The sequence below is a fragment of the Streptomyces sp. NPDC002730 genome, assembly GCF_042888805.1.
GTDB lineage: Bacteria > Actinomycetota > Actinomycetes > Streptomycetales > Streptomycetaceae > Streptomyces.
Genome location: NZ_JBIAQG010000003.1, coordinates 144,090 through 163,958 on the forward strand (window position 1 = coordinate 144,090; position 19,869 = coordinate 163,958).

Annotated in this window: 19 protein-coding genes; 10 read left to right on the plus strand and 9 right to left on the minus strand. The window is 71.5% G+C overall.

The features are described 5' to 3' along the window. Positions 1–13: 13 nt before the first annotated feature. Complete coding sequence (locus ACFYXH_RS08945) at positions 14–661, minus strand: hypothetical protein (protein ID WP_389561418.1); 648 nt, start codon at positions 659–661, stop codon at positions 14–16. Positions 662–707: 46 nt separating this feature from the next. On the opposite strand from ACFYXH_RS08945, the gene ACFYXH_RS08950 reads away from it, so the two are divergent. The 4 genes from ACFYXH_RS08950 to ACFYXH_RS08965 all read left to right on the plus strand — a co-directional run bounded on the left by ACFYXH_RS08950 (position 708) and on the right by ACFYXH_RS08965 (position 3,962). Further along, positions 708–1,361, plus strand: coding sequence for a maleylpyruvate isomerase family mycothiol-dependent enzyme (locus ACFYXH_RS08950; protein WP_389561419.1), 654 nt, complete (start codon positions 708–710; stop codon positions 1,359–1,361). Between the two features lie 80 nt (positions 1,362–1,441). Continuing rightward, positions 1,442–1,876 carry a DUF6479 family protein gene (locus ACFYXH_RS08955; RefSeq protein WP_389561420.1) on the plus strand — a complete coding sequence of 145 codons (435 nt, stop codon included), beginning with the start codon at positions 1,442–1,444 and terminating at the stop codon, positions 1,874–1,876. Between the two features lie 364 nt (positions 1,877–2,240). Next, the gene (locus ACFYXH_RS08960) at positions 2,241–2,939 is read left to right on the plus strand and encodes a copper homeostasis protein CutC (RefSeq protein ID WP_389561421.1); all 699 of its coding nucleotides are present in this window, start codon (positions 2,241–2,243) and stop codon (positions 2,937–2,939) included. A 216-nt stretch (positions 2,940–3,155) separates the two neighbouring features. Beyond that, positions 3,156–3,962, plus strand: a complete 807-nt coding sequence (locus ACFYXH_RS08965) for a hypothetical protein (RefSeq protein WP_389561422.1) — start codon at positions 3,156–3,158, stop codon at positions 3,960–3,962. A gap of 117 nt (positions 3,963–4,079) precedes the next feature. On the opposite strand, the gene ACFYXH_RS08970 is transcribed toward ACFYXH_RS08965, so the two are convergent. Next, positions 4,080–6,233, minus strand: a complete 2,154-nt coding sequence (locus tag ACFYXH_RS08970) for a HelD family protein (protein WP_389561423.1) — start codon at positions 6,231–6,233, stop codon at positions 4,080–4,082. A gap of 305 nt (positions 6,234–6,538) precedes the next feature. Here ACFYXH_RS08970 and ACFYXH_RS08975 point away from each other — a divergent pair, with 305 nt between their 5' ends. Beyond that, positions 6,539–6,733, plus strand: a complete 195-nt coding sequence (locus tag ACFYXH_RS08975; protein WP_389561424.1) for a hypothetical protein — start codon at positions 6,539–6,541, stop codon at positions 6,731–6,733. A gap of 91 nt (positions 6,734–6,824) precedes the next feature. Then, entirely contained in the window at positions 6,825–8,048 is a 1,224-nt protein-coding gene (locus ACFYXH_RS08980; RefSeq protein ID WP_389561425.1) for a glycosyltransferase 87 family protein, read from the plus strand. 73 nt (positions 8,049–8,121) lie between these two features. Here ACFYXH_RS08980 and ACFYXH_RS08985 read toward each other — a convergent pair whose 3' ends face one another. Further along, positions 8,122–9,765, minus strand: a complete 1,644-nt coding sequence (locus ACFYXH_RS08985; protein WP_385300420.1) for a DNA repair helicase XPB — start codon at positions 9,763–9,765, stop codon at positions 8,122–8,124. Between the two features lie 176 nt (positions 9,766–9,941). Between ACFYXH_RS08985 and ACFYXH_RS08990 the strand changes: the two genes are divergently transcribed. Continuing rightward, a complete protein-coding gene (locus ACFYXH_RS08990; RefSeq protein WP_389561426.1) occupies positions 9,942–10,535 on the plus strand; it encodes a VanZ family protein in 594 nt (197 codons plus the stop codon). Here ACFYXH_RS08990 and ACFYXH_RS08995 read toward each other — a convergent pair. After that, on the minus strand, positions 10,498–13,149 hold the full coding sequence (locus ACFYXH_RS08995) for a helicase-associated domain-containing protein (RefSeq protein WP_389561427.1): 2,652 nt from the start codon (positions 13,147–13,149) through the stop codon (positions 10,498–10,500). The genes ACFYXH_RS08990 and ACFYXH_RS08995 overlap by 38 nt on opposite strands. Before the next feature lie 92 nt (positions 13,150–13,241). Between ACFYXH_RS08995 and ACFYXH_RS09000 the strand changes: the two genes are divergently transcribed. Both ACFYXH_RS09000 and ACFYXH_RS09005 read left to right on the plus strand, forming a co-directional pair. Next, positions 13,242–14,351 carry a hypothetical protein gene (locus ACFYXH_RS09000; RefSeq protein ID WP_389561428.1) on the plus strand — a complete coding sequence of 370 codons (1,110 nt, stop codon included), beginning with the start codon at positions 13,242–13,244 and terminating at the stop codon, positions 14,349–14,351. Between the two features lie 152 nt (positions 14,352–14,503). Continuing rightward, positions 14,504–15,130, plus strand: coding sequence for an HAD family hydrolase (locus tag ACFYXH_RS09005; protein ID WP_389561429.1), 627 nt, complete (start codon positions 14,504–14,506; stop codon positions 15,128–15,130). 46 nt (positions 15,131–15,176) lie between these two features. Here the strand turns inward: ACFYXH_RS09005 and ACFYXH_RS09010 are convergent, their stop codons facing one another. Next, the gene (locus ACFYXH_RS09010) at positions 15,177–15,413 is read right to left on the minus strand and encodes a hypothetical protein (RefSeq protein WP_362681788.1); all 237 of its coding nucleotides are present in this window, start codon (positions 15,411–15,413) and stop codon (positions 15,177–15,179) included. A 181-nt stretch (positions 15,414–15,594) separates the two neighbouring features. On the opposite strand from ACFYXH_RS09010, the gene ACFYXH_RS09015 reads away from it, so the two are divergent. Further along, positions 15,595–15,978: a cold-shock protein gene (locus tag ACFYXH_RS09015; RefSeq protein WP_389561430.1), complete on the plus strand. Its 384-nt coding sequence runs from the start codon at positions 15,595–15,597 to the stop codon at positions 15,976–15,978. A gap of 28 nt (positions 15,979–16,006) precedes the next feature. Here the strand turns inward: ACFYXH_RS09015 and ACFYXH_RS09020 are convergent, their stop codons facing one another. The 4 genes from ACFYXH_RS09020 to ACFYXH_RS09035 all read right to left on the minus strand — a co-directional run bounded on the left by ACFYXH_RS09020 (position 16,007) and on the right by ACFYXH_RS09035 (position 19,659). Beyond that, on the minus strand, positions 16,007–16,846 hold the full coding sequence (locus ACFYXH_RS09020) for a 1,4-dihydroxy-6-naphthoate synthase (RefSeq protein ID WP_389561431.1): 840 nt from the start codon (positions 16,844–16,846) through the stop codon (positions 16,007–16,009). Next, positions 16,843–17,526, minus strand: a complete 684-nt coding sequence (locus tag ACFYXH_RS09025; RefSeq protein WP_389561432.1) for a futalosine hydrolase — start codon at positions 17,524–17,526, stop codon at positions 16,843–16,845. Before ACFYXH_RS09025 ends, ACFYXH_RS09020 begins: the two co-directional genes overlap by 4 nt. Positions 17,527–17,542: 16 nt before the next feature. Beyond that, entirely contained in the window at positions 17,543–18,022 is a 480-nt protein-coding gene (locus ACFYXH_RS09030) for a DUF2771 domain-containing protein (RefSeq protein WP_327324407.1), read from the minus strand. 287 nt (positions 18,023–18,309) lie between these two features. After that, complete coding sequence (locus tag ACFYXH_RS09035; protein ID WP_389561433.1) at positions 18,310–19,659, minus strand: MFS transporter; 1,350 nt, start codon at positions 19,657–19,659, stop codon at positions 18,310–18,312. Positions 19,660–19,869 lie beyond the last annotated feature (210 nt).

Consider the following 19,869-nt stretch of genomic DNA (forward strand, 5'->3'; position numbering starts at 1 on the left):
CGAGGACGCGGGGTCAGGACGCCAGCAGCTTCAGTTCTGTCGCCAGGTTGTGCCGCGCACGCGACTCCCACTCCCGCTCCCCGTACGGCGTACGGAACAGTCGCGGCAGGCCGAGCAGCTGGCGCAGCACCGCCGCGCGGCCCTCGCGGAAGGCGTCGTCCGGGACGAAGGCGTACTCCTCGCGTACGGCCGCGGTGTACGCGGCGTACGGCTCCGGCGGCGCCGCCAGGATGGCCAGGTCCGCGTCGCACAGGACCGCGCCGTTGGTGTCGGACTCCTCGGCGGCGTGGGTGACTGTGAGACGGACCAGCCGGGCGACCTCGGCGGTGGCGGCGGGGGTCAACCCGGCCTCGCTGAGGGCGCGTTCCGCCAGGTGGGCGGAGCGTTCCTCGTTCTCGGAGCGGTCGGGGAGGTAGACCGCGTCGTGGAACCAGGCCGCGAGGCGGACCAGGTCCGGATCCGCGGCGTGCTCCTCCAGTACGTCGATGTGGTTCAGCACCGCCGTCAGGTGATCGACCGTGTGGTAGTGGCGCTGCGGCTCCGACCAGCGGGTGAGCAGATTGTCGGCGTACGGCAGCGGGTCAGGTGCGCCCGCGCCGTGGCGGGCGGCGAGGAGGGTCCGGTTCCAGCGTGCGCGCAGGTCCACGAAGGCGTCGGTCATGGGGCGACTCTAGGGCGGGCCCCTCGGATGCGGTTGGCTGGGCGCCATGGAATCTGTACGTGATCCCGAGCTTCCCGGTCGGCTGCTGCGCACCGAGCGCGACGCCCTGGTCCCGCTGCTGCGTGCCCGCCCCGACGAGGACTTCGCCCTCCGTACCTGCTGTCCCGGCTGGACCGTGCGCCATGTGCTCGCGCACTGCGGCGCGGCGCTGATGCGGGTGGTGGAGGGGCGGTTCGAGGAGGGTGTGTTCAGCCCCGAGTCCAATGACCGCGATATCGCCGAACGGGCCGAGTGGTCCAACTCCCGTGTCGTGGACGAGCTGGAGCGCGGTATGACCGAGGCCGGGCCGGTCATCGCGAAGGCGGAACATGGGCTGCTGGACGGCATCGCGCTCGGCGAGTGGGTGCACGCCGGCGACGTACGGGAGGCGTTCGGTGAGCCGGGAGCGTACGCGGGCGAGGGCCTCGGGTACGCGCTGGAGCTGCTGGCCGGGCTCACCCGGGCCCGCAGGACCATGCCGCTGCTGGCCCGGCTGGACGGCCGGGACGGCCCGATCGTGCTCGGCGCGGACAGCCCCGACCCCGCCACGTACACCGGAGCGGCCCCGACTCTGATCCGCCTGCTGGCAGGCCGCCCGCTGACCGGCACGTGCTACGAGCTCACCGGGGCGAACGAGAAGGAGCTGGTCTTCTTCGGCTGAAGCGGTGGTGACGGTGGTGAGGGGCGACAATGGGGCAAAGGGCATGTGTGCCATTCCGGTGGTGTGCGGAGGCAGACCCTATGAACGCCTTGATGCTCGCCCAGAACAGCCCGGTTTCCGACCTCGCGGTCGCTGAGCAGCTGAAGGGAGCCGCGCCCTTCATCTTCGGAGTCTTCCTCATTGCGCTCCTGGCGGGCGCCATGTGGTTTGACGGGCGACGACGGGATCAGCAGGTCCCGCCGCCGCGTCCCGAGGAGCAGCCGAAGCCGCCCGACCACCAGGCGCACATCGAAGAGATCCGTGAGCCGGACGAGGACGACTTCCCGCATGACGGCGGGCGGCTCCTCCCGTACAACATGAAGACCCACAGCACGCACAGCCCCAGCAAGAAGCCCGAGGCCGCGCCTCCGCCCGGGGAGGACAGTGGCAGCGCGTCCGGGAGCGGCGCCCAGGGCGGAAGCGGTGGCCCCGGCGGGAGTGGCGGCGCGTCCGGAAGCGGCGGCCCGGGCGGCTGAGCCGCACCTACGGTCCCGCTGGGCCGCCTTGACGCCGCGCTGTCCCCGGCGGCGACGGCGATCGTGGTACGGCCTGCGGCTACGGCCTCGTCCTTGGCGCGCTCCAGTGCGACGGGGCGCTCCGACGCATGCTCCAACGCACCTGCCGGCCGCAGGACTTCGGACTCGTCCTCATCAGTGTGTACGGCGAGCAGCGTCGCCCCCCCCCGTATACCCCCAGGTCGTATATGGCGCAAGTGGTGATCCTGTGCGGAAGTCCCGCGCGGAAGCTCGGTACAGCTGCCTTCGTCGTACATGCGTATTAGGCTGGGATTGGACTAGACCTGTATGAGCCGTAGTCGTCTCCCTGGAGGAATGGGGTTCCATGAGCAACCGTGCAGTCCTGGAGGTGATCGCTCTCGACGCGGAGGACGCGGTCGCCGCCCAGTCCGGAGGGGCCGACCGGCTCGAGCTCGTCACCGACATGGCGGCCGACGGGCTGACCCCGACCCGGGAGACGTACGCCCGGATCCGCGCGGCCGTCGACATCCCGCTGCGCGTGATGCTGCGCCTCGCCGAGGGGTTCGCCGCGGGTGACGTGAGCGGCGTGGACGCGCTGGTGCGGGCCGCGCGAGAGCTGCGGGCGGAGGGCGCGGAGGAGTTCGTGCTCGGGTTCCTGGACGAGAACGGCAACCCTGATCTGGTCGCGGTGGAGCGGGTGGTGGCGGAGCTGAACGGCTGCCGGTGGACGTTCCACCGGGCGATCGACCGGGCGGCGGACCGCGATGCGCTGCGCAAGCAGCTGGCGGATGTGCCGGGTCTGGACACGTATCTGACCGCGGGTGCGGCCGAGGGCGTCGACGCCGGCCTTCCGACGCTGCTGGCGGAGGCGGCGCGACGGGATGAACCGGGTTACGAGCCGCAGATCCTGGTCGGCGGTGGCCTGCGCCTCGACCACTTGCCGGCGCTGCGGTCGGCGGGCGTGGACGCGTTCCATATCGGCGGCGCGGCGCGGCCGGGCGGCTGGTCGGCCCCGGTGGCGGCGCCGGCGGTGCGGGAATGGCGGGAGGCGCTGGACGGGTAAACCGGGGCCCGCGTCGGGCCCCGCTCACACGCCGGAAAGGCTGATTTTCAGCCTTTCCGGCGTTTGGTGCGCTTTTGGCGCAAATACCTCGACCGGGCAGGTGATACGCGGAGGTGAAAGGTCAAGATTTATCCCTCTTGCTCCGATTGTCCACGCAGTAGCGGGTCGACGTTCAACAAGTCTCCGCCAAGGACCAAAGGACCAAGGGAGAGTCGCATGATTCCTGGTAACAGGAGCTTGCCGCGCGCGTTTCTTCGCAAGAAGTTGGTGACCGGCAGCATGCTTGCGCTGCTGACCGCCGCGCTGGGAGCGGCCTCGGTACCCGTACAGGCCGCCGCGCACACCGCCGTGGGGCAGTCCCGTGTCGTTGCGGGAGTGAATGCCCCGACGACCACGATGGACCAGCCCGGGCCTCGAGGACTTCGCGGAAAGGAAGGAAGGGACGGGAAGGACGGGAAGAACGGAAAGAACGGGCGCCGCGGCCCGACCGGACCGACCGGCCCCACCGGGGATGTCGGGCCGACCGGCCCGACCGGACCGACCGGGGCTGACGGGACCGGTGACACCGGGCCGACCGGTGGCGTAGGGCCGACCGGTGACACAGGGCCGACCGGTGGGACCGGACCTACCGGTGCTGATGGTGCGTGCCACAGCATCAACTCCAACATTCACGGGGAGACGCAGGTCTTCGCAGCTGTCCACGACGGGACAATCTGGGTCGGGGCCAGGGGGCTCACGCCCCAGGTCGACCCATTCGACTGGACGGACATCACCACGCTCGGTGTTGACCCGTCGGTGACGATCGAGGGCGCCTGCGACGCCACGATCGACGAGAGAACCCCCAATCAGGTGTTCGTCGAGGTCATCACCACGAGCGGGGAGGTCTGGGAGACACTCTGTGACATCGATCGTGGAGACGAAGCCGTCGAGCCTCCCCCGGCCCCGACAGACCCGGCGTTCGCAGCAGCCACCCTCGACTGCAACGGAACGTGGACGCTGGTCCAGAATCAGTTCGTCCCCTAGCGCGAGCGGCTACCGACGGGCGGCATGCCCTGTATGTCGGAACCTGACATGAGGTGTCGTGCCCGGTGCCCGGTAGGCGCCGGGCACGACACTCGCGGCGACGTATAGCGAGTCGCGCTACTGACCGCCGAGTTGGGTGGGCAGCGGCGCGGCGTGCAGCACGGTCAGTCCTGATACGGCCCGGGTCAGGGCCACATAGAGCCGACGCAGGCCGGTCCGTTCGTCGGGCTCGCCGTCGACGACCGCGGCGGGCTCGTCCAGCACCACGTAGTCGTACTCCAGGCCCTTGGCGAGCGACGCCGGGACCAAGGTGAGGCGGGACTCGGCGGTCGTCTCCTCGCCGGGCGAGAGAAATGCGTGACCGGCCGCCGTCAGGGCCTCGGCCAGCGCCGGGATCCGGGCATCCGCGGCGATCAGGCCGATCGAACCCTCGTGGCGCAGCGACTCGGTACATGCGGTCACCACCGCCGTGTCCAGACCGGCGACGTCCGCCACCTCCCGTACCTCCAGGGAGCCCGGCGACTCACGGACCGACCGGACCTCCGCCAGGCCCGGCGACATGTGCGGCAGCAGTCGCGAGGCGTACGCGATCACCTCGCGCGGCACGCGGAAACCGGCCGTCAGCTCCTCCACCACCGCGTCCGCCTTGCCCAGATGCGCGAGCGCGTCGGCCCAACTCGCCGTTGCCCAGGGCGTGGTGCCCTGCGCCAGATCGCCGAGTACCGTCGCCGAGCCCGTCGTGCAGCGCCGGCCCACCGCGCGGTACTGCATAGGGGACAGGTCCTGCGCCTCGTCCAGCACGACATGGCCGAGCGAGTGCGTGCGCTGCACCAGATCGTTCGCCTCGTCGATCAACACCGCATCCGCGGAAGACCACATGGCGGCCCGCACGCTACGTGCCGGCTTCGCCCACAGCACCGTCTTCTGCTCGTCCGCACTCAGCAGCCCCTCCGCGTGCTCCGCCAGAAACTCCGCGTCCGACAGCAGCCGCAGTACCAGCTTCGCCGGGTCCACCGGCGGCCACACCGCCTTGACCGCCGCCTTCACCGCGGGATTGCGCGCCACCGCGTCCTGCACCCGGTCGTCCGGCGCCTCGCCCGCCTGCTCCATACGGACCAGCACCGCATGCGCGATCCGCTGCGGAAGAGCCTCGCGCGCCGCGCCGTAGCGGATGTCGCGGTCGAGCAACTCCCTTACGATCTCCTCGATTTCGTACGCGGGTACCCGCCACCGCCGCGAGCCGCGTACCACCATCAGCGGCTCGGTCGGCATCGTCACATGGGCGCGGACCGCCCGGCGCAGCACCTCCGCCATTCGGGCATCGCCCTTGATGACCGCCGCGTCCGCCGCATCCGTGCCGCGTACTTCACTGTGCCTTTCCAGCAGCGGCGCCACTACCAGGTCGTCGACCGTCGCCTGCTTGACCTCCAACTCTCCGAGCGCGGGCAGCACTTGCTCGATGTAGTGGAGGAAGGAACGGTTCGGCCCGATGACCAGCGTCCCGGTCCGGGCAAGCCGCTCACGGTGCGCGTACAGCAGATACGCGACCCGGTGCAGGCCCACCGCGGTCTTTCCGGTGCCCGGACCGCCCTGGACACACACGGTGCCGCCGAGCCCGGACCGTACGATCTCGTCCTGCTCCGGCTGGATCGTGGCGACGATGTCCCGCATCGGGCCGACGCGCGGGCGCTCGATCTCCGCCTGGAGCAGTTTGCTCGTCCGCGACCCCCCGGCGGAGCCGGAGAACGTATCGGTGGCCGGGTCGGTCAGATGCTCGTCCTCGTACGCCGTCAGGTCGCCGCCCGTGTAGCCGAAGCGCCGCCGCAGGCCGACGTCCAGCGGGTCTTTCTTCGACGCCCGGTAGAACGGCTGCGAGACGGGCGCGCGCCAGTCGATGACCATCGGTTCGCCGTCCGCGTCGTGGACATGGCGGCGGCCGATGTAGAAGCGCTCTCCCGACGCGCCCTCCGCCTGTTCCGCGCCGACCACGTGCAGATAGTCCAGCCGGCCGAAGAAGAGCGGCGTGTGGGAGAGATCGGCGAGCGCCTTGATGCGCTCCTCGATCTGGGCCCCCAGGACGGCGGCGTTGACCCAGTTCGCGGTGACATCGCGGATGTCGAGTGCCTGGACGTCCTCGCGCATCGCGCGGAGCGCGGCACGCGAGTCGGCGAGATGGGCGCGTTCGCGCCCCAGCGGATCGACGGAGCCGGGGTCGGCGGAGCCGGTGTCCGTGGAGCTGGGGTCGGCGGGTTCAGGGACGTGCGCGGGCACGGGTTGCCTCCGGCGGATACGGCGTGGGTCGGGATCACGGCAGGGACCCAGGTATGGATCACGGCAGGGATCACGGCATGGCGGACCGGCCGGTTTCCGTCCGGGCGGCGGCGCTCCCCAGGGGAGGCGGGCAAGACGGGCGATTGTAGTCAGAGCACGGATCGCGGGCGAATGATTTTTCACGCGGAGAGCCGCGGCCGTCCTCCCCGTAGGGGATGACCTATGTCTGGAGTCGTACGCGGGCGTCCTCACGGGTCAGTCCGCAGATCGATGCGCCGAGCAGGCCCTGGAACCATCATGGAGACATGAGCGCAGCAACCTTCACCCCAGGCACCCACGTACCCCACCCCCATCGCGGCGCCACTGCCACCGGTGCCGCCCCCCACTCCCCGCACCGTGTCGGCAACGCACTCCGCGCGGTCAAGGTCTTCGCCGAGGCCGTCTTCAGCGTCGTGGTCCTCGGTGAGTACGCCGAGGAGGCCGGAGTCCGCCACCGCTGAGGAGCCGACCACCTGCTCGAACTGGTCGCCCTACGCAACCTGCTCGACCTGCTCGACCGTCTTCAGTCGAGCCACTAGTAGGGTCGCGGCCGTGAAGTACCGGAACGTGACCCCTCGTTTACTCACCGCAGCACCCGTCGTCGCCCTCGCACTCTCCCTCGCCGCGCTCGCCGCGCTCTGCGTCGCCCAGCGCATCCCCGTGGCCGACACCTTCGTGTACCGGGCCGAGGGGGCGGCCGTCGCGAACGGCATCGATCTCTACGGACTCACGGTCACCGAGTGGCGACTTCCCGCCACCTGTCCGCCCTTCGCCGCGATCCTCTTCGTACCGACCACCTGGCTGCCCGTTCCGGCGCTCAAGGTGGTCTTCGTCGTCGGGAACGCGGCTCTGCTCGCCCTGCTCGTGCGCCTCTCCTGCCGGTTCGCCGGGCTCCCGGCGCGGACCCCGCTGGTCATCGTCGCGATCGCCGCCGGCCTCTGGCTCGAACCGGTCTTCCAGACCCTCCTCTTCGGGCAGATCAACCTCGCACTCGTCTGTCTGGTGCTGTGGGACCTGTCGCGGGACGAGGAAGCCATCGGCAAGGGCTTCGCGCTCGGCGTCGCGGCCGGAGTGAAGCTCACGCCCGCCGTGTTCATCGTCCATCTCCTGATCACCGGCCGGGTACGGGCCGGGCTCACCGCGCTCGCCTCCTTCACCGCCACGGTGCTGCTGGGCGCACTCGTACTCCCGCACGCCAGCGCCGAATTCTGGACCCGGCGCATCTTCGAGACCGGCCGGGCGGGCAAGGCCTGGGCCACCGAAAACCAGTCGCTGCAAGGGCTCTTCGCGCGGGTGCTGCACACCCCGGACCCGGGCACGGTATGGCTGCTCGCGGTGGCGGTGACCGGTGTGGCGGGCCTGTGGATCGCCCGCCGGGTGCCGGAGCGGTGGGGCGTGCTGACCGTCGCGTACACCGCGCTGCTCGTCTCGCCGATCAGCTGGTCGCACCACTGGGTGTGGTGCGTACCGCTGCTGGCGGTCCTGGTCGCCGAGGGCCGGACCCGTACGGCAGCCGCCGTGGCCGCGGTCTTCATGGCCCGTACGCTCTGGCTGGTCCCGCACCACGGCGAGCCGGCCCTCCGACTCCCCTGGTGGCAGCAGTCGTTGGCATCGCCCTACCCGCTGCTGGCGATCGCGCTGCTGGCGTACGCGGGAGGGCGGACCGCGTCCGCCCTCACACTCCCCGGGCCCCGTGGCGAGTACCTGCGCACGGACGATCTGAGGACGCCGCCCGAGGTGCCGGCCGGACGCCCGGAGGTTGACTGTCGTCCATGACGAACCGCACCAGGACGACCCCCGTTCGCCGGCTCCCCGGCGCTCTGCCGCAGGCGCGCGACCCGCGCATCCTTCAGTCGCTCGCCAGCAGCTCGTCCGCGTCCACGATCCGGTAGGCGTACCCCTGTTCCGCCAGGAACCGCTGGCGGTGCGCCGCGAAGTCCTGGTCGATCGTGTCCCGCGCGACCACCGAGTAGAAGTGGGCCTGGTGGCCGTCCGCCTTCGGCCGCAGCACACGTCCCAGCCGCTGCGCCTCCTCCTGGCGGGAGCCGAAGGTGCCCGACACCTGGATCGCGACCGTCGCCTCCGGCAGGTCGATCGAGAAGTTCGCGACCTTCGAGACGACGAGCACCGAGATCTCGCCCTGGCGGAAGGCGTCGAAGAGCTTCTCGCGCTGCGCGTTCGACGTCTCGCCCTTGATGACCGGCGCGTTCAGGTGCTCGCCCAGCTCGTCGAGCTGGTCGATGTACTGGCCGATGACGAGGATCTGCTGGCCCTCGAACCTCCGCACCAGCGCTTCCGTCACCTTGCGCTTGGTCTCGGTCGTCGCGCAGTAACGGTACTTCTCCTCCGTCTCGGCGGTCGCGTACGCGAGCCGCTCGGAGTCGGTGAGATTGACCCGTACCTCCACACAGTCCGCGGGCGCGATATAGCCCTGCGCCTCGATCTCCTTCCAGGGCGCGTCGAAACGCTTCGGCCCGATGAGCGAGAAGACGTCCGACTCGCGGCCGTCCTCGCGTACGAGCGTCGCGGTCAGCCCGAGCCGACGCCTGGCCTGCAGATCCGCCGTGAACTTGAAGACCGGCGCGGGCAGCAGATGCACCTCGTCGTAGATGACCAGGCCCCAGTCGCGGGAGTCGAAGAGCTCCAGATGGGGATAGATCCCCTTCCGCTTCGTCGTCAGCACCTGGTACGTGGCAATGGTGACCGGGCGGATCTCCTTCCGCGTACCGCTGTACTCGCCGATCTCGTCCTCGGTCAGCGAGGTGCGCTTCACCAGTTCGTGCTTCCACTGCCGCGCGGAGACGGTGTTCGTCACCAGGATCAGCGTCGTCGCCTTCGCCTGCGCCATCGCACCGGCTCCGACCAGCGTCTTTCCGGCGCCGCAGGGCAGTACGACGACACCCGAGCCGCCGTGCCAGAAGCCCTCGACGGCCTGCTTCTGGTACGGGCGCAGCCCCCAGCCCGTCTCGTCCAGATCGATACGGTGCGCCTCGCCGTCGACGTAACCGGCGAGGTCCTCGGCCGGCCAGCCCAGTTTCAGCAGCGTCTGCTTGATCTGGCCGCGCTCGGAGGGGTGGACGGCGACCGTGTCCGGGTCGATCCGGGCCCCGACCAGCGGCTGGACCTTCCTGGACCGCAGGATCTCCTCGAGCACCGGGCGGTCGGTGGTGGTCAGCACAAGCCCGTGGACGGGGTGCTTGGAGAGGGTGAGCCGGCCGTAGCGGGCCATCGTCTCGGCGACATCGACGAGGAGGGCGTGCGGGACGGGGTAGCGGGAGTACGCCACGAGCGCGTCGACGACCTGCTCGGCGTCGTGCCCGGCGGCGCGGGCGTTCCACAGGCCGAGCGGGGTGACCCGGTAGGTGTGGATGTGCTCGGGGGCACGCTCCAGTTCCGCGAAGGGCGCGATGGCGCGACGGCAGGCGTCCGCCTGCTCGTGGTCCACCTCGAGGAGGAGAGTTTTGTCGCTCTGGACGATGAGGGGTCCGTTCACACCTGCGCCCTTTCGGTATGGCCAAACCTCCAGTGTGCCGTACTGAGCGCCGGGACCGGAGTGGATGAGCAGCCGGATGCCGTCGGCCTGCCCCTTCGCGTCCGTCTCGCGTCCCTCCACTCGAAGATCGGCAACGTCCGGGCCTGACCAGGGACGGCGGGGGTACCCGCAGCTCCATGACAACGGGAGCACAGCCCCGTACATCGTGGGGCAGAACAGCATTGCGCGTATGCGCCGTGGTGGTGGCCTTTCTGGCGCTGGTGGCCTTCTCGGCCGTACTGGCCAGACTGACCCTCGCCCCTTCGCACGCCTCCGCCGACATCGCCACGGCCAATCTCAGGCCCGGCTCGTCGCTGCGGCAGTACGCCGAGGACTACACCTTCCTGGCCGCGTGCAAGCAGGTCGGCGGCAATCTGCTGCTCGGTGTGCCCTTCGGCGTGCTGCTGCCCGTCTTCGTACCGCGTTCGATGCGCATGGTGCGGGTGATCGCGCTCACCGTGCTGGTGATGGCGCTGGTCGAGCTGGCGCAGGGCGCGTTGGTGGAGGGACGGGCCTTCGACGTGGACGACGTCATCCTCAACACGACAGGTGCGCTGCTGGGCTATCTGCTGCTGGGGCGCAGGTTGGCGCATGCGACAGCGAAGAGGCCTGCCAGGCCCGTCAGGCGCGTGAAGCCCCGCAGGCGAGTGAAGCCTGCCAAGCGCGTGAAGCCTGTCGAGCGCATGACGCCCTTCAGGTGGGGTCGTCCGCGAGTTCGGCGACGCCGGTGATGCGGTGCAGCGGGTACGTACGGACCTCGTCCGCGGTGTGGTCGTACGCCGTGACGAAGCCGCCCTCGACACGCACGGGTGCGATGACGCGCTGGCTTGCCGCGCCGTCCGCGTTGACGTAGCCGATCCAGAGGGCGGAGCCGGTCAGTGCCGCGGCCTGCACGGTGGCGAGAGTCTCGGCGGAGGTCGTACGGGGGAGCTCGCCGTTCCGCGCAGGTTCCGGAACGGGCTTGCGTACGACGGTGGCCGCGAGGTCGCCCGCCCTGATCGCCTTCACCGCGGCGCCGAGCAGTGTGCCGTCGGGCAGGTGTGGTCCGTCCGGGACCGGGACGGGCGGGGTGCGGGGCGGGGTGCGCCGGGCGTGGGCGCGGGTGATCAGCACATCGCCCTCCGCGGACTCGGCGGCCGGCGCGAAGCCCATGGTGCGCAGCCCGTCGAGGAGCGTCGCGGGGTCGGCCTGGGCCGCCAGCACGGTGGGGGCGAGCCGGCGCAGCCGCAGGCCCTGGGACCGCTTGTCGGCGAGGATCTCGCCGAGCAGCGCGTCGTCGTCGCAGCGTACGTAGGCGGAGGCGGCGCCGATCCGTAGATGGCCGTGGCGGCGGGCCACGTCGTCGATGAGGTAGCTGAGCGGCTGCGGCACCGGGGTGCGGGAGTGCGTGGCGAGGAAGGTGTGCAGTTCGGAGGCGGACCGCCCGGCGTCGAGTGCGCGGCGTACGGAGCCGGGCGTGAAGCGGTAGACGGTCGCGCCGCCCTTGGACTCGACGTCGGCGAGCACGGAGAGGGTCTCGGCGAGCGGCCGATCGAGAGGCCCGGGGGCAACGGCGGTGAGGTCGGCCTGCAGAAGGACGTGATCGAGCGGCGCGGGGAGGAGCGGCGCGAGGGCGCGGGCGGCGGCGTCCGCGTCGGGCTCACCGGTGAAGCGGGGTGTGGCCGCGCCGTGCGGGGCGGGTTCGGCGGCCGCGCCTGCGCCGGTCTCCGCTTCGGAACCCACGCCTGAGCCGGTCCCCGCTTCGGCGCCAGTCGGCGTCCGAGCGCCGTCACCCGACCCCGTCGGGCCCGTGCCGCCCAGCAGCGCCCGTCCGTGCGTCGAGAGCGCCCCGCGGCCCGTGACGCCCAGCACCTCCGCCTCCACCAGGGTCCACGCCGCGATCCGTGAGCGCAGGTCCGTCGGGCCGCCCGCCGCGTTCCGGGCCGCGTTCGTGTCCGGGCCCGCCGCGCCGCCGCCCCGCAGCGGGCGTTCCCAGCGCAGCCGGGCGAGCACCGTCTCCGGGTCGGGTGCCGTGCCCGTCGGGAGTGCGGCCAGGAGCTCGAGGACCCGGCGGCGGACCTCAAGTGCCGCCGAGCGGTCCAGGTCCGGGCCGAGGGCGGAGAGCGTACGGCCCTTGGCGTCCTGGCTGCCGACCAGGCCCGGTGTGCGGGTCGCCTTGAGCCAGGCGGTGGCGAGGAGCGCCCACCGTTCCGCCGAGGGGACGGTCAGCCACTCGTCGTACGCGGGCGTCGGCGCGTACCGCTCGTCCGCCTCGCCGTCGGACGCCAACAGGCCAGCTGCGTAAGCGAGTTCGAGCCAGAACGCGGCCATCTGCTCGGTGGTGTCCAGCGCGGTGCCCGTGCGCTTGAGGTCGCGTACCGACAGACCGCCGGATCTGAGCACCGCAGGGCCGCCCTCGTGCCAGTCCTTCAGCAGGTCCTCGACCGTCGAGAGCGCGGTGTACGCCTGGCCCGCCGCCGTACTGTCCACAACCTGTGGACGGCCCGCGGTGATCGACGCGATCGCGGCCGGCGTGACCGCCGGCGGCACCGGCTCCGGCGCGCGATGCGCGCGGCCGGCCCGCAGATGCAGCGCTGCCTCGCGCGGCAGCACGACCGTGCGCGGTGACGCGGGCAGCAGCAGCCCTCGGTCGCGCAGCCACCGCACCGGTGGCGTGGGGTTGGCCGTCACCTCTCCGTACGGAGGGCCCCAGACCAGCCGGTCGAGGACCGTCAGCGCCTCGGGCGGTGCGGTGTCCAGCAGCGACTCCATCCGCGTTCGGTCAGTGAACAGCGAGGTCAGCGCGGCGACCGCGGAGACCGGGTCGTGCGACGACGGCAGCCCGGCGGCCGCCAGGAGCTCCTGCAGCCGGGTCGGCGACATACCGGCGGTGGCCTCGGCGACGGTCGGCCCCAGGCCGGTCGGAGAGGGACGGGTGGGGGACGGGGCGAGGAGTTCGCGCGCGGTGCGCACCAGCCGCAGCCGGTCGTCGCCGCCCCAGACCAGGGCCTGCGCGCGCAGCATGCCGACGGCGTGCGGCAGGGCCGCCTCGATCGTCGCGTCGCCCTCGTAGCCGGTCAGCAGCGCGAGCAGGGTGTCGTACGGGGCGGGGTCGGGGGCCACGGCCAGCGCCTCGGCGGTCTGCAGCGTGAACCGGTCGAGACGTTCCAGGGCGCGTACGACGGAGGCGCGGGTGCCGGCCCGGGTGGCGAGCTGCGTCAGGTCGTTCGGCACGGGGTTCAGCAGATCGGGGCGGGCGCGCAGCAGTGCGGCGAGCTCCTCGTCGCCGCGGGTGCGCAGGGCTTCGGCGAGCGTGCGCGGGCTGCTTGGACTGCTCGGACTGCTTCCTTCGGGCATGGTCCCCATCCGCCCCACGGTAGTGCCTGGAGCGCTACCGTCGGGGACAGGGCGGGCCCGGGAGACAGGGCGGCCCGGCAGGGAACGTCAGGGGAACGCCGGTGGGGATCGAGAGCGACCAGCTCGTCTACGACTATCTGAGCCGGGTCGGCGACCTGGCGCAGCAGTACCAGCTGCCGTCCGGCACCCGGATGCGGCTGGTGTCGACGCTGCGCAGCGAGATCGACCGGCAGCGGGCCGGGTTCGGCGGCGACAGCCCGTCCGCCGTCCGCCGTATCCTCGGCCGGCTCGGTACGCCGGACGAGGTGGTCGCGGCCGCGTCGGAGGACGGCGGCGGTTCGGCGCCGAAGCCACGGCCGGCCGGGCCGCAGACCGACGTACCGCAGGCCGGCGTACCGCAGCGGCGGGTACGGCTCCGGATCCCGCGACCGCGCAAGTCGGCGTCGGAGGCGGGACAGGCACAGGGATCGGGATCGGGATCGGTACCGGGACACGGGGCTGCGGACGGTCCGCCGATGACGTACGGCGCTTCGCCGCCCCATCTCGCCGGGATGGACGAGCTCGGCCCGTCCGGCAGCGAGCCCGACTGGTGGCGGATCGAGCCGGGGCCGTTCGGCGCGGGCGAGAGCGTCGCCGGGTTCGTCGGCGGTGTGGAGATCCCCGAAATACTGAAACCCCCTCCGTCCGAGGAGGAGTTGGCAGCGCGGGGCGCAGAGCAGGCCGAGAACAGGTACGAGCAGGCCGAGAAGAGATACCAGGAGGAGTACGAGGAGGAGGCCGAGGACGACGGCGCGGTGGAGGCGGAGGCCGAACCGCGCCGGTGGCGTCCGCGGCTCCGCCGCCGTACCGCGGGTGCCGGGCCGCAGTCCGTACGGACGGGCCTCGCCAACCCTTTCCTGCTGCTCGCCGCCGCGCTCCTCGTCGCGGGCGCCGTCCTCGGCTCCTGGCTCGCGCTCGGCGGCGGCTGGCTCCTCGCGTACGCCTCGCGCAGGCTGTCCCGCGCCGAGGTGAAATGGGCGGTGGCAGGCCTGCCGGGAGCGGTCGCGGTGGGCGGACTGGTCTGGCTGTGGGGCCGGGTGAACGGCCGCTGGGGCGAACCGATCCCGGAGAACGGGATGCGCGACGCGCTCACCGGGACCTGGCCGTGGGTGGTGAAGGGGGCGGCCGTCGCATCCGCCCTCTTCCTGGTGTGGCGGTCGCGGAGGCGGTGACTCAGAACGGTGACGCGCTTGGGCGCGTCGGGGACCCGGATACCGCCCACGGCCGCCTTCACCGTGTGGGTTCTGCTCCCGGGCGAGCCGGCCCGGGGCTGGTAAGGCCTGACCAAGTCTCGGCATCGGGCCCGCGCGGCCGGATGGGCACAATGGCCCCTATGGCTACGCATCCGCTGACGGTCGGCTTCGACCTCGATATGACACTGATCGACTCCCGGCCCGGCATCCACGCCGCGTACCTTGCGCTCTCGGCCGAGACCGGGGTGTGGATCGACGCCGACCTGGCCGTCACCCGGCTCGGGCCGCCCCTCGAACTGGAGCTGGCGCACTGGTTCCCGGACGCGCAGATACAGGAGATGGGCGACCGCTACCGCGAGATCTACGCCACGTACGCGATCGAGCCGACCCTCGCCCTGCCCGGCGCCCGCGAGGCCGTCGCCGCCGTCCAGGAGCTCGGCGGCCGCGCCATTGTGGTCACCGCAAAGCATGAGCCGAACGCCAAACTCCACCTCGCCCACCTGGGCATCGCCCCGGACGAGGTCATCGGCTGGCTGTGGGCGGAGGCCAAGGCGGAGGCGCTGCGTGAGCACGGCGCGAGCGTGTACGTCGGCGACCACACCGGAGACGTACGCGGCGCGCACACGGCCGAGGCACTCGCGGTCGCCGTGCCGACCGGCCCGTGCGACGCGGCGGAACTGCGTGAGGCCGGCGCGGACGTGATCCTGGACGATCTGACGGCGTTCCCGGACTGGCTGCGCAGCTACAGCCGGAAGTAGCAGGAACCAGCCGGAACCAGCCCGGACCAGCCGGAACCAGCCGGAACTAGAGCGCGGATTTGGCCTGTCGGCGCTGCGCGGCGATCGAGCGCAGTACACCCGCCGCGGCGATCAGGAACCCCACGCCCATCAGCATGCAGACCGCGTACGCGATCGAAGGAAAGGGCTCGGTCCCCAGGAACAGCGGGGCCAGGGTGACCAGAGTGGCCACAGCGCCGACGATGAAAACGATCGCGCCGACGCGCACCAGCCCGTCACCGGGTGCGGGAGGAGTAGCAGTCATCCGGCCAGGGTAGTTCCTTGCGCGGAGGAACCGTTCGGCGACGTCTTGTCACCAGCCCCTGGACCATTAGCCTTGGGGGTGGCGGGTCAGACGACCCGCTGTAGTGCTATCCAGAGCCGTTTTTCGGTGCCCGAGTTCAGGTGCCGCAAGCGACCCAACGAGTACGAGGACGAGGACAGACGTGCCTACCGGCAAGGTCAAATGGTTCAACAGCGAGAAGGGCTTCGGCTTTCTCTCCCGCGACGACGGCGGCGACGTCTTCGTTCACTCGTCGGTGCTCCCCACGGGGGTCGACGCGCTCAAGCCGGGCCAGCGCGTCGAGTTCGGCGTCGTGGCAGGACAACGTGGTGACCAGGCACTTTCGGTGACAGTCCTCGACCCGACCCCCTCCGTGGCAGCGGCTCAGCGTCGCAAGCCCGACGAGCTGGCGTCCATCGTGCAGGACCTGACGACCCTGCTGGAGAACATCACGCCGATGCTGGAGCGCGGCCGGTACCCCGACAAGGTGCACGGCAGCAAGATCGCGGGCCTGCTGCGGGCGGTGGCGGACCAGCTGGACGTCTAGGGCAGCCCTGGGCGGCTGTACGCAGCGGCTACACGAAGCTGAGCGCATCGCGGCCGAGGGGCGGTACGAGTCCCTCGGCCGCGGCGCGCGTGAGCAGTCCGCGTACCGCCGCGTGCCCGTCGTCGCCGAGGTCGGCGGTGAACTCATTGACGTAGAGCCCGATGTGCTGGTCGGCCACGGCCGGGTCCATCTCCTGGGCGTGCTCGAGTACGTACGGCCGCGAGGCCCCCGGGTCGTCCCACGCCATCCGCACCGAGGTGCGGATGGAATCGGCCAGCAGCTTCAGGGTCTCGGCGCCCAGCGACCGCTTGGCGATGATCGCGCCCAGCGGGATGGGCAGGCCGGTCGTCGACTCCCAGTGCTCGCCCATGTCGGCGAGGCAGTGCAGTCCGTAGTTCTGGTAGGTGAACCGCGCCTCGTGGATCACGAGTCCGGCGTCGACCTTGCCGTCGCGCACGGCCGGCATGATCTCGTGGAACGGCATCACGACGACCTCGCCGACGCCGCCCGGGACGATGTCAGCGGCCCACAGCCGGAAGAGCAGATACGCGGTCGAGCGCTCGCTCGGCACAGCGACGGTCTTCCCGGTGAGATCGGTGCCGGGCTGCTTGGTGAGCACCAGCGGACCGCAGCCGCGGCCGAGCGCGCCGCCGCAGGGCAGCAGCGTGTACTCGTCGAGGACCCACGGCAGTACGGCGTACGAGACCTTCAGTACGTCGAACTCGCCGCGCTCCGCCATGCCGTTGGTGATGTCGATGTCCGCGAAGGTCACATCGAGGGCGGGCGCGCCGGGCACCCGGCGGTGCGCCAGGGCGTCGAAGACGAAGGTGTCGTTCGGGCAGGGCGAGTACGCGATCTGCAGGGTCACGGCGACTCCTCGAGGAGTGGGTTGAGCAGCTGGAAGGCGTACCGCAGTGAGTCCAGTGCCTGGCCGATGCGCCAGGTGGCGCGGTCGCGCGGGCCGACGGTGTTGGAGACCGCGCGGATTTCGAGGACCGGCACGGAGTGGGCGGCGGCGGCCTCCGCGACGCCGAAGCCCTCCATCGCCTCGGCGGCGGCACGGGGGTGACGGTCCCTCAGCTCGGCGGCGCGGGCGGCGGTGCCGGTCACGGTGGAGACGGTGAGGACGGGCGCGTACACGGCGTCGAGGGTGTCCGCCGTCTGCTGGGACAGTGCGGCCGGCGGACGATGGATGCTGCGGCCGAAGCCGAGTTCGTCGACGGGCAGATAGCCGTCGGGGGTCTCGGCGCCGAGATCGGCGGCGACGATAGCGTCGGCGACGACCAGCGCGCCGATGGGGGCGTGGGGCTGGAAGCCGCCGCCGATCCCGGCGGAGACGACCAGGTCGTAGGCGTCGAGGGCGAGCGCGGTGGCGGTCGCGGCCGCGGCGGCGGCGGGTCCGACACCGGCGGCGAGCACGTCCACGGTGCCTTGGCGGGACAGCGCGTACCCGCCGGGCAGCTGCCGAGTGTCGAGCACGGGACCGGTGAGCCCCGCGGCGACGGAGTCCGCCTCCGCCGCCACCGCGGTCACCACCAGTACGCGCACGGCACGGTCCTCCGGGTCAGGAGTCCTTTTCGAGCTGGAAATGCCAGATGCCGACGAGCTTCTTGCCGTTCGTCTCCACGATGCTGACCTGAGCCTTGTTCGAGGTCTCACCGGTCTGCGAGGCGAAGAAGGCGTTGCCCGGAATGGTCCGGTACGACTTCTTGTACGGCTCCTGCTCGGCCTGCTGGCCGCCGATGAACAGCGTCCAGCCGTGGTCGGCGATCTCCGGGTCGACGCCGAAGCGGACCTTGTCGTCCATCGCGACCTTGACGACCTTTTCGGCCTTCTTGTTCAGGCAGCTCTGGATCAAGGACTCCTTGATGGCCTTGCCGTCGTTGTAGCAGGTCGCCTCGGTGTGCACCGAGTCCGTCCCGACCGTCACGGTCGCGAGCGGTGTCGGCTTGTCGCAGGCGGAGAGTACGAGGAGCCCGGCGGAGACGGCACCGAGAGCGGCAGCGGCCCGGCGGCGCTTGCCCGAGAAGAACGCAACGGTCATGGTCCGAAGGCTATCGGGCCCCCCGCGCCCCGCGACGCCCGGGTACGGCGTGCCGCGAGGGTTGACCGTACGGGCCTCGAATCAGGACCGTACGGCGGTTGAGGCCGGCGCGGCCGAAGGACGCGCCAATGGCAGCGGCATGTGGTCACGGCACTGGCGCGTCGCCCGGCGTGCAGCGCTGTACGTGTCATCCCCGCGTACCGCTGTGCCCGCGTACCGCTGTGCCCGCGTACCGCTGTGCCCGCGTACCGCTGTGCCCGCGTACCGCTGTGCTCGCGTAGCGCGCCTCAGGCCACCCGAGCACGTCGCATGCCGCCGTGGCGGGCCGCGGTCAGCAGGCCCCTCACCGTCGTCAGCGCGCCGAGCGCGACGATTCCCGCCGCGACCGACATGCCCAGCGTTCCGTTCAGCGGCAGCGCGATGCCGATCGCGCCGCCCGCGACCCAGGCCATCTGCAGCAGCGTCTCCGAGCGGGCGAACGCGGACGTGCGCACCTGTTCCGGGACGTCCCGCTGGATCAGCGCGTCCAGGGACAGCTTCGCCAGCGCCTGGCACAGACCCGCCGTCGCGCCCAGTACCGCCACCATGCCCGCGCCGAAGAACACCGTCGCGGCGATCGCCGCGGCCAGCACCACCGCCTGCACCGTGGCGATGATCATCTCCGGGCCGCGGGCCTTCAGCCAGGCTCCGACCGTCGTGCCGAGCGCGTTGCCGACGCCGGCCGCCACACCCACTATCCCGAGGGACACCGCCGCGCTCTGCCCGGGCAGCGGTTGCACGCGCAGCAGGAACGCGAGGAAGAAGATCAGGAAGCCGGAGAGCGCGCGAAAGGCGGCGTTTGCCTGCAGCCCGTGCAGTACGGAGGGTCCGACCGTACGCAGACTGGGCTTCTTCTCGCCGTGGGTGAGCATGTGCGCCTTGCCCTCGCCCTTCGCCGAGTCGACCTTGGCCGGCATTGTGAACGCCCAGTACGTCCCGAGCAGGAACAGCGCGCACGCCCCGTACAGCGGCCACTGCGGCCCGACCTTCTGCAGCCCCACCCCGATCGGTGCCGCGACACCCGTCGCCAGCAGCCCCGCCAGCGTCACCCGGGAGTTGGCCTTCACCAGGGAGAAGCCCGGCGGCAGCAGCCGGGGCACGACCGCGCTGCGCACCACCCCGTACGCCTTCGACGCGACGAGCACCCCCAGCGCCGCCGGATACAGCTCGAGGCCGCCCGTCGACACCGCGCCCGACATGGTCACCGCCAGCACCGCACGGGTGAGCATCGCGCCCGCCATCGCCGCGCGGCGGCCGTGCGGGATACGGTCCAGAAGCGGTCCGATGACGGGGGCCAGCAGGATGAAGGGCGCCATCGTGATGGCGAGGTAGAGCGCGACACGGCCGCGTGCCTCGTCCGTCGGTACGGAGAAGAAGACCGTGGACGCCAGCGCGACGGTGATCATGACATCGCCCGCGCCGTTCACGGCGTGCAGCTCGATCAGCTTCCCGAGCCCCGACTCGCCCGCGCCATGCGCGTGCGTCGCCTTGCGGATGCCGCGCGCCGTTCCGGTGAAGGGCAGATGCAGGGCGCGGCCGACCGCCCGGCCTGCTCTGCTGAGCGCACCGGTCCCTTCGGACGACCTCACGGCTGCCACCCCGTCATAGTGCCCCAAGCCCTGCCGAGGCGAACCGCGATGCGCCGTTGTTCGCCCCTTGTTGGGGCGGGCATGTGGGCGGGGAGCGACAGAGGGGGTAGCGTGCGTAGCGCGCCACCGGCGGTAGTTCTCGGCCGCGCGCCTCTTCGGCATCCCGCAGAATGGATGACGATAGGTGTGCCCGAGACAGGTTGGTCTGGGCGCGGACGT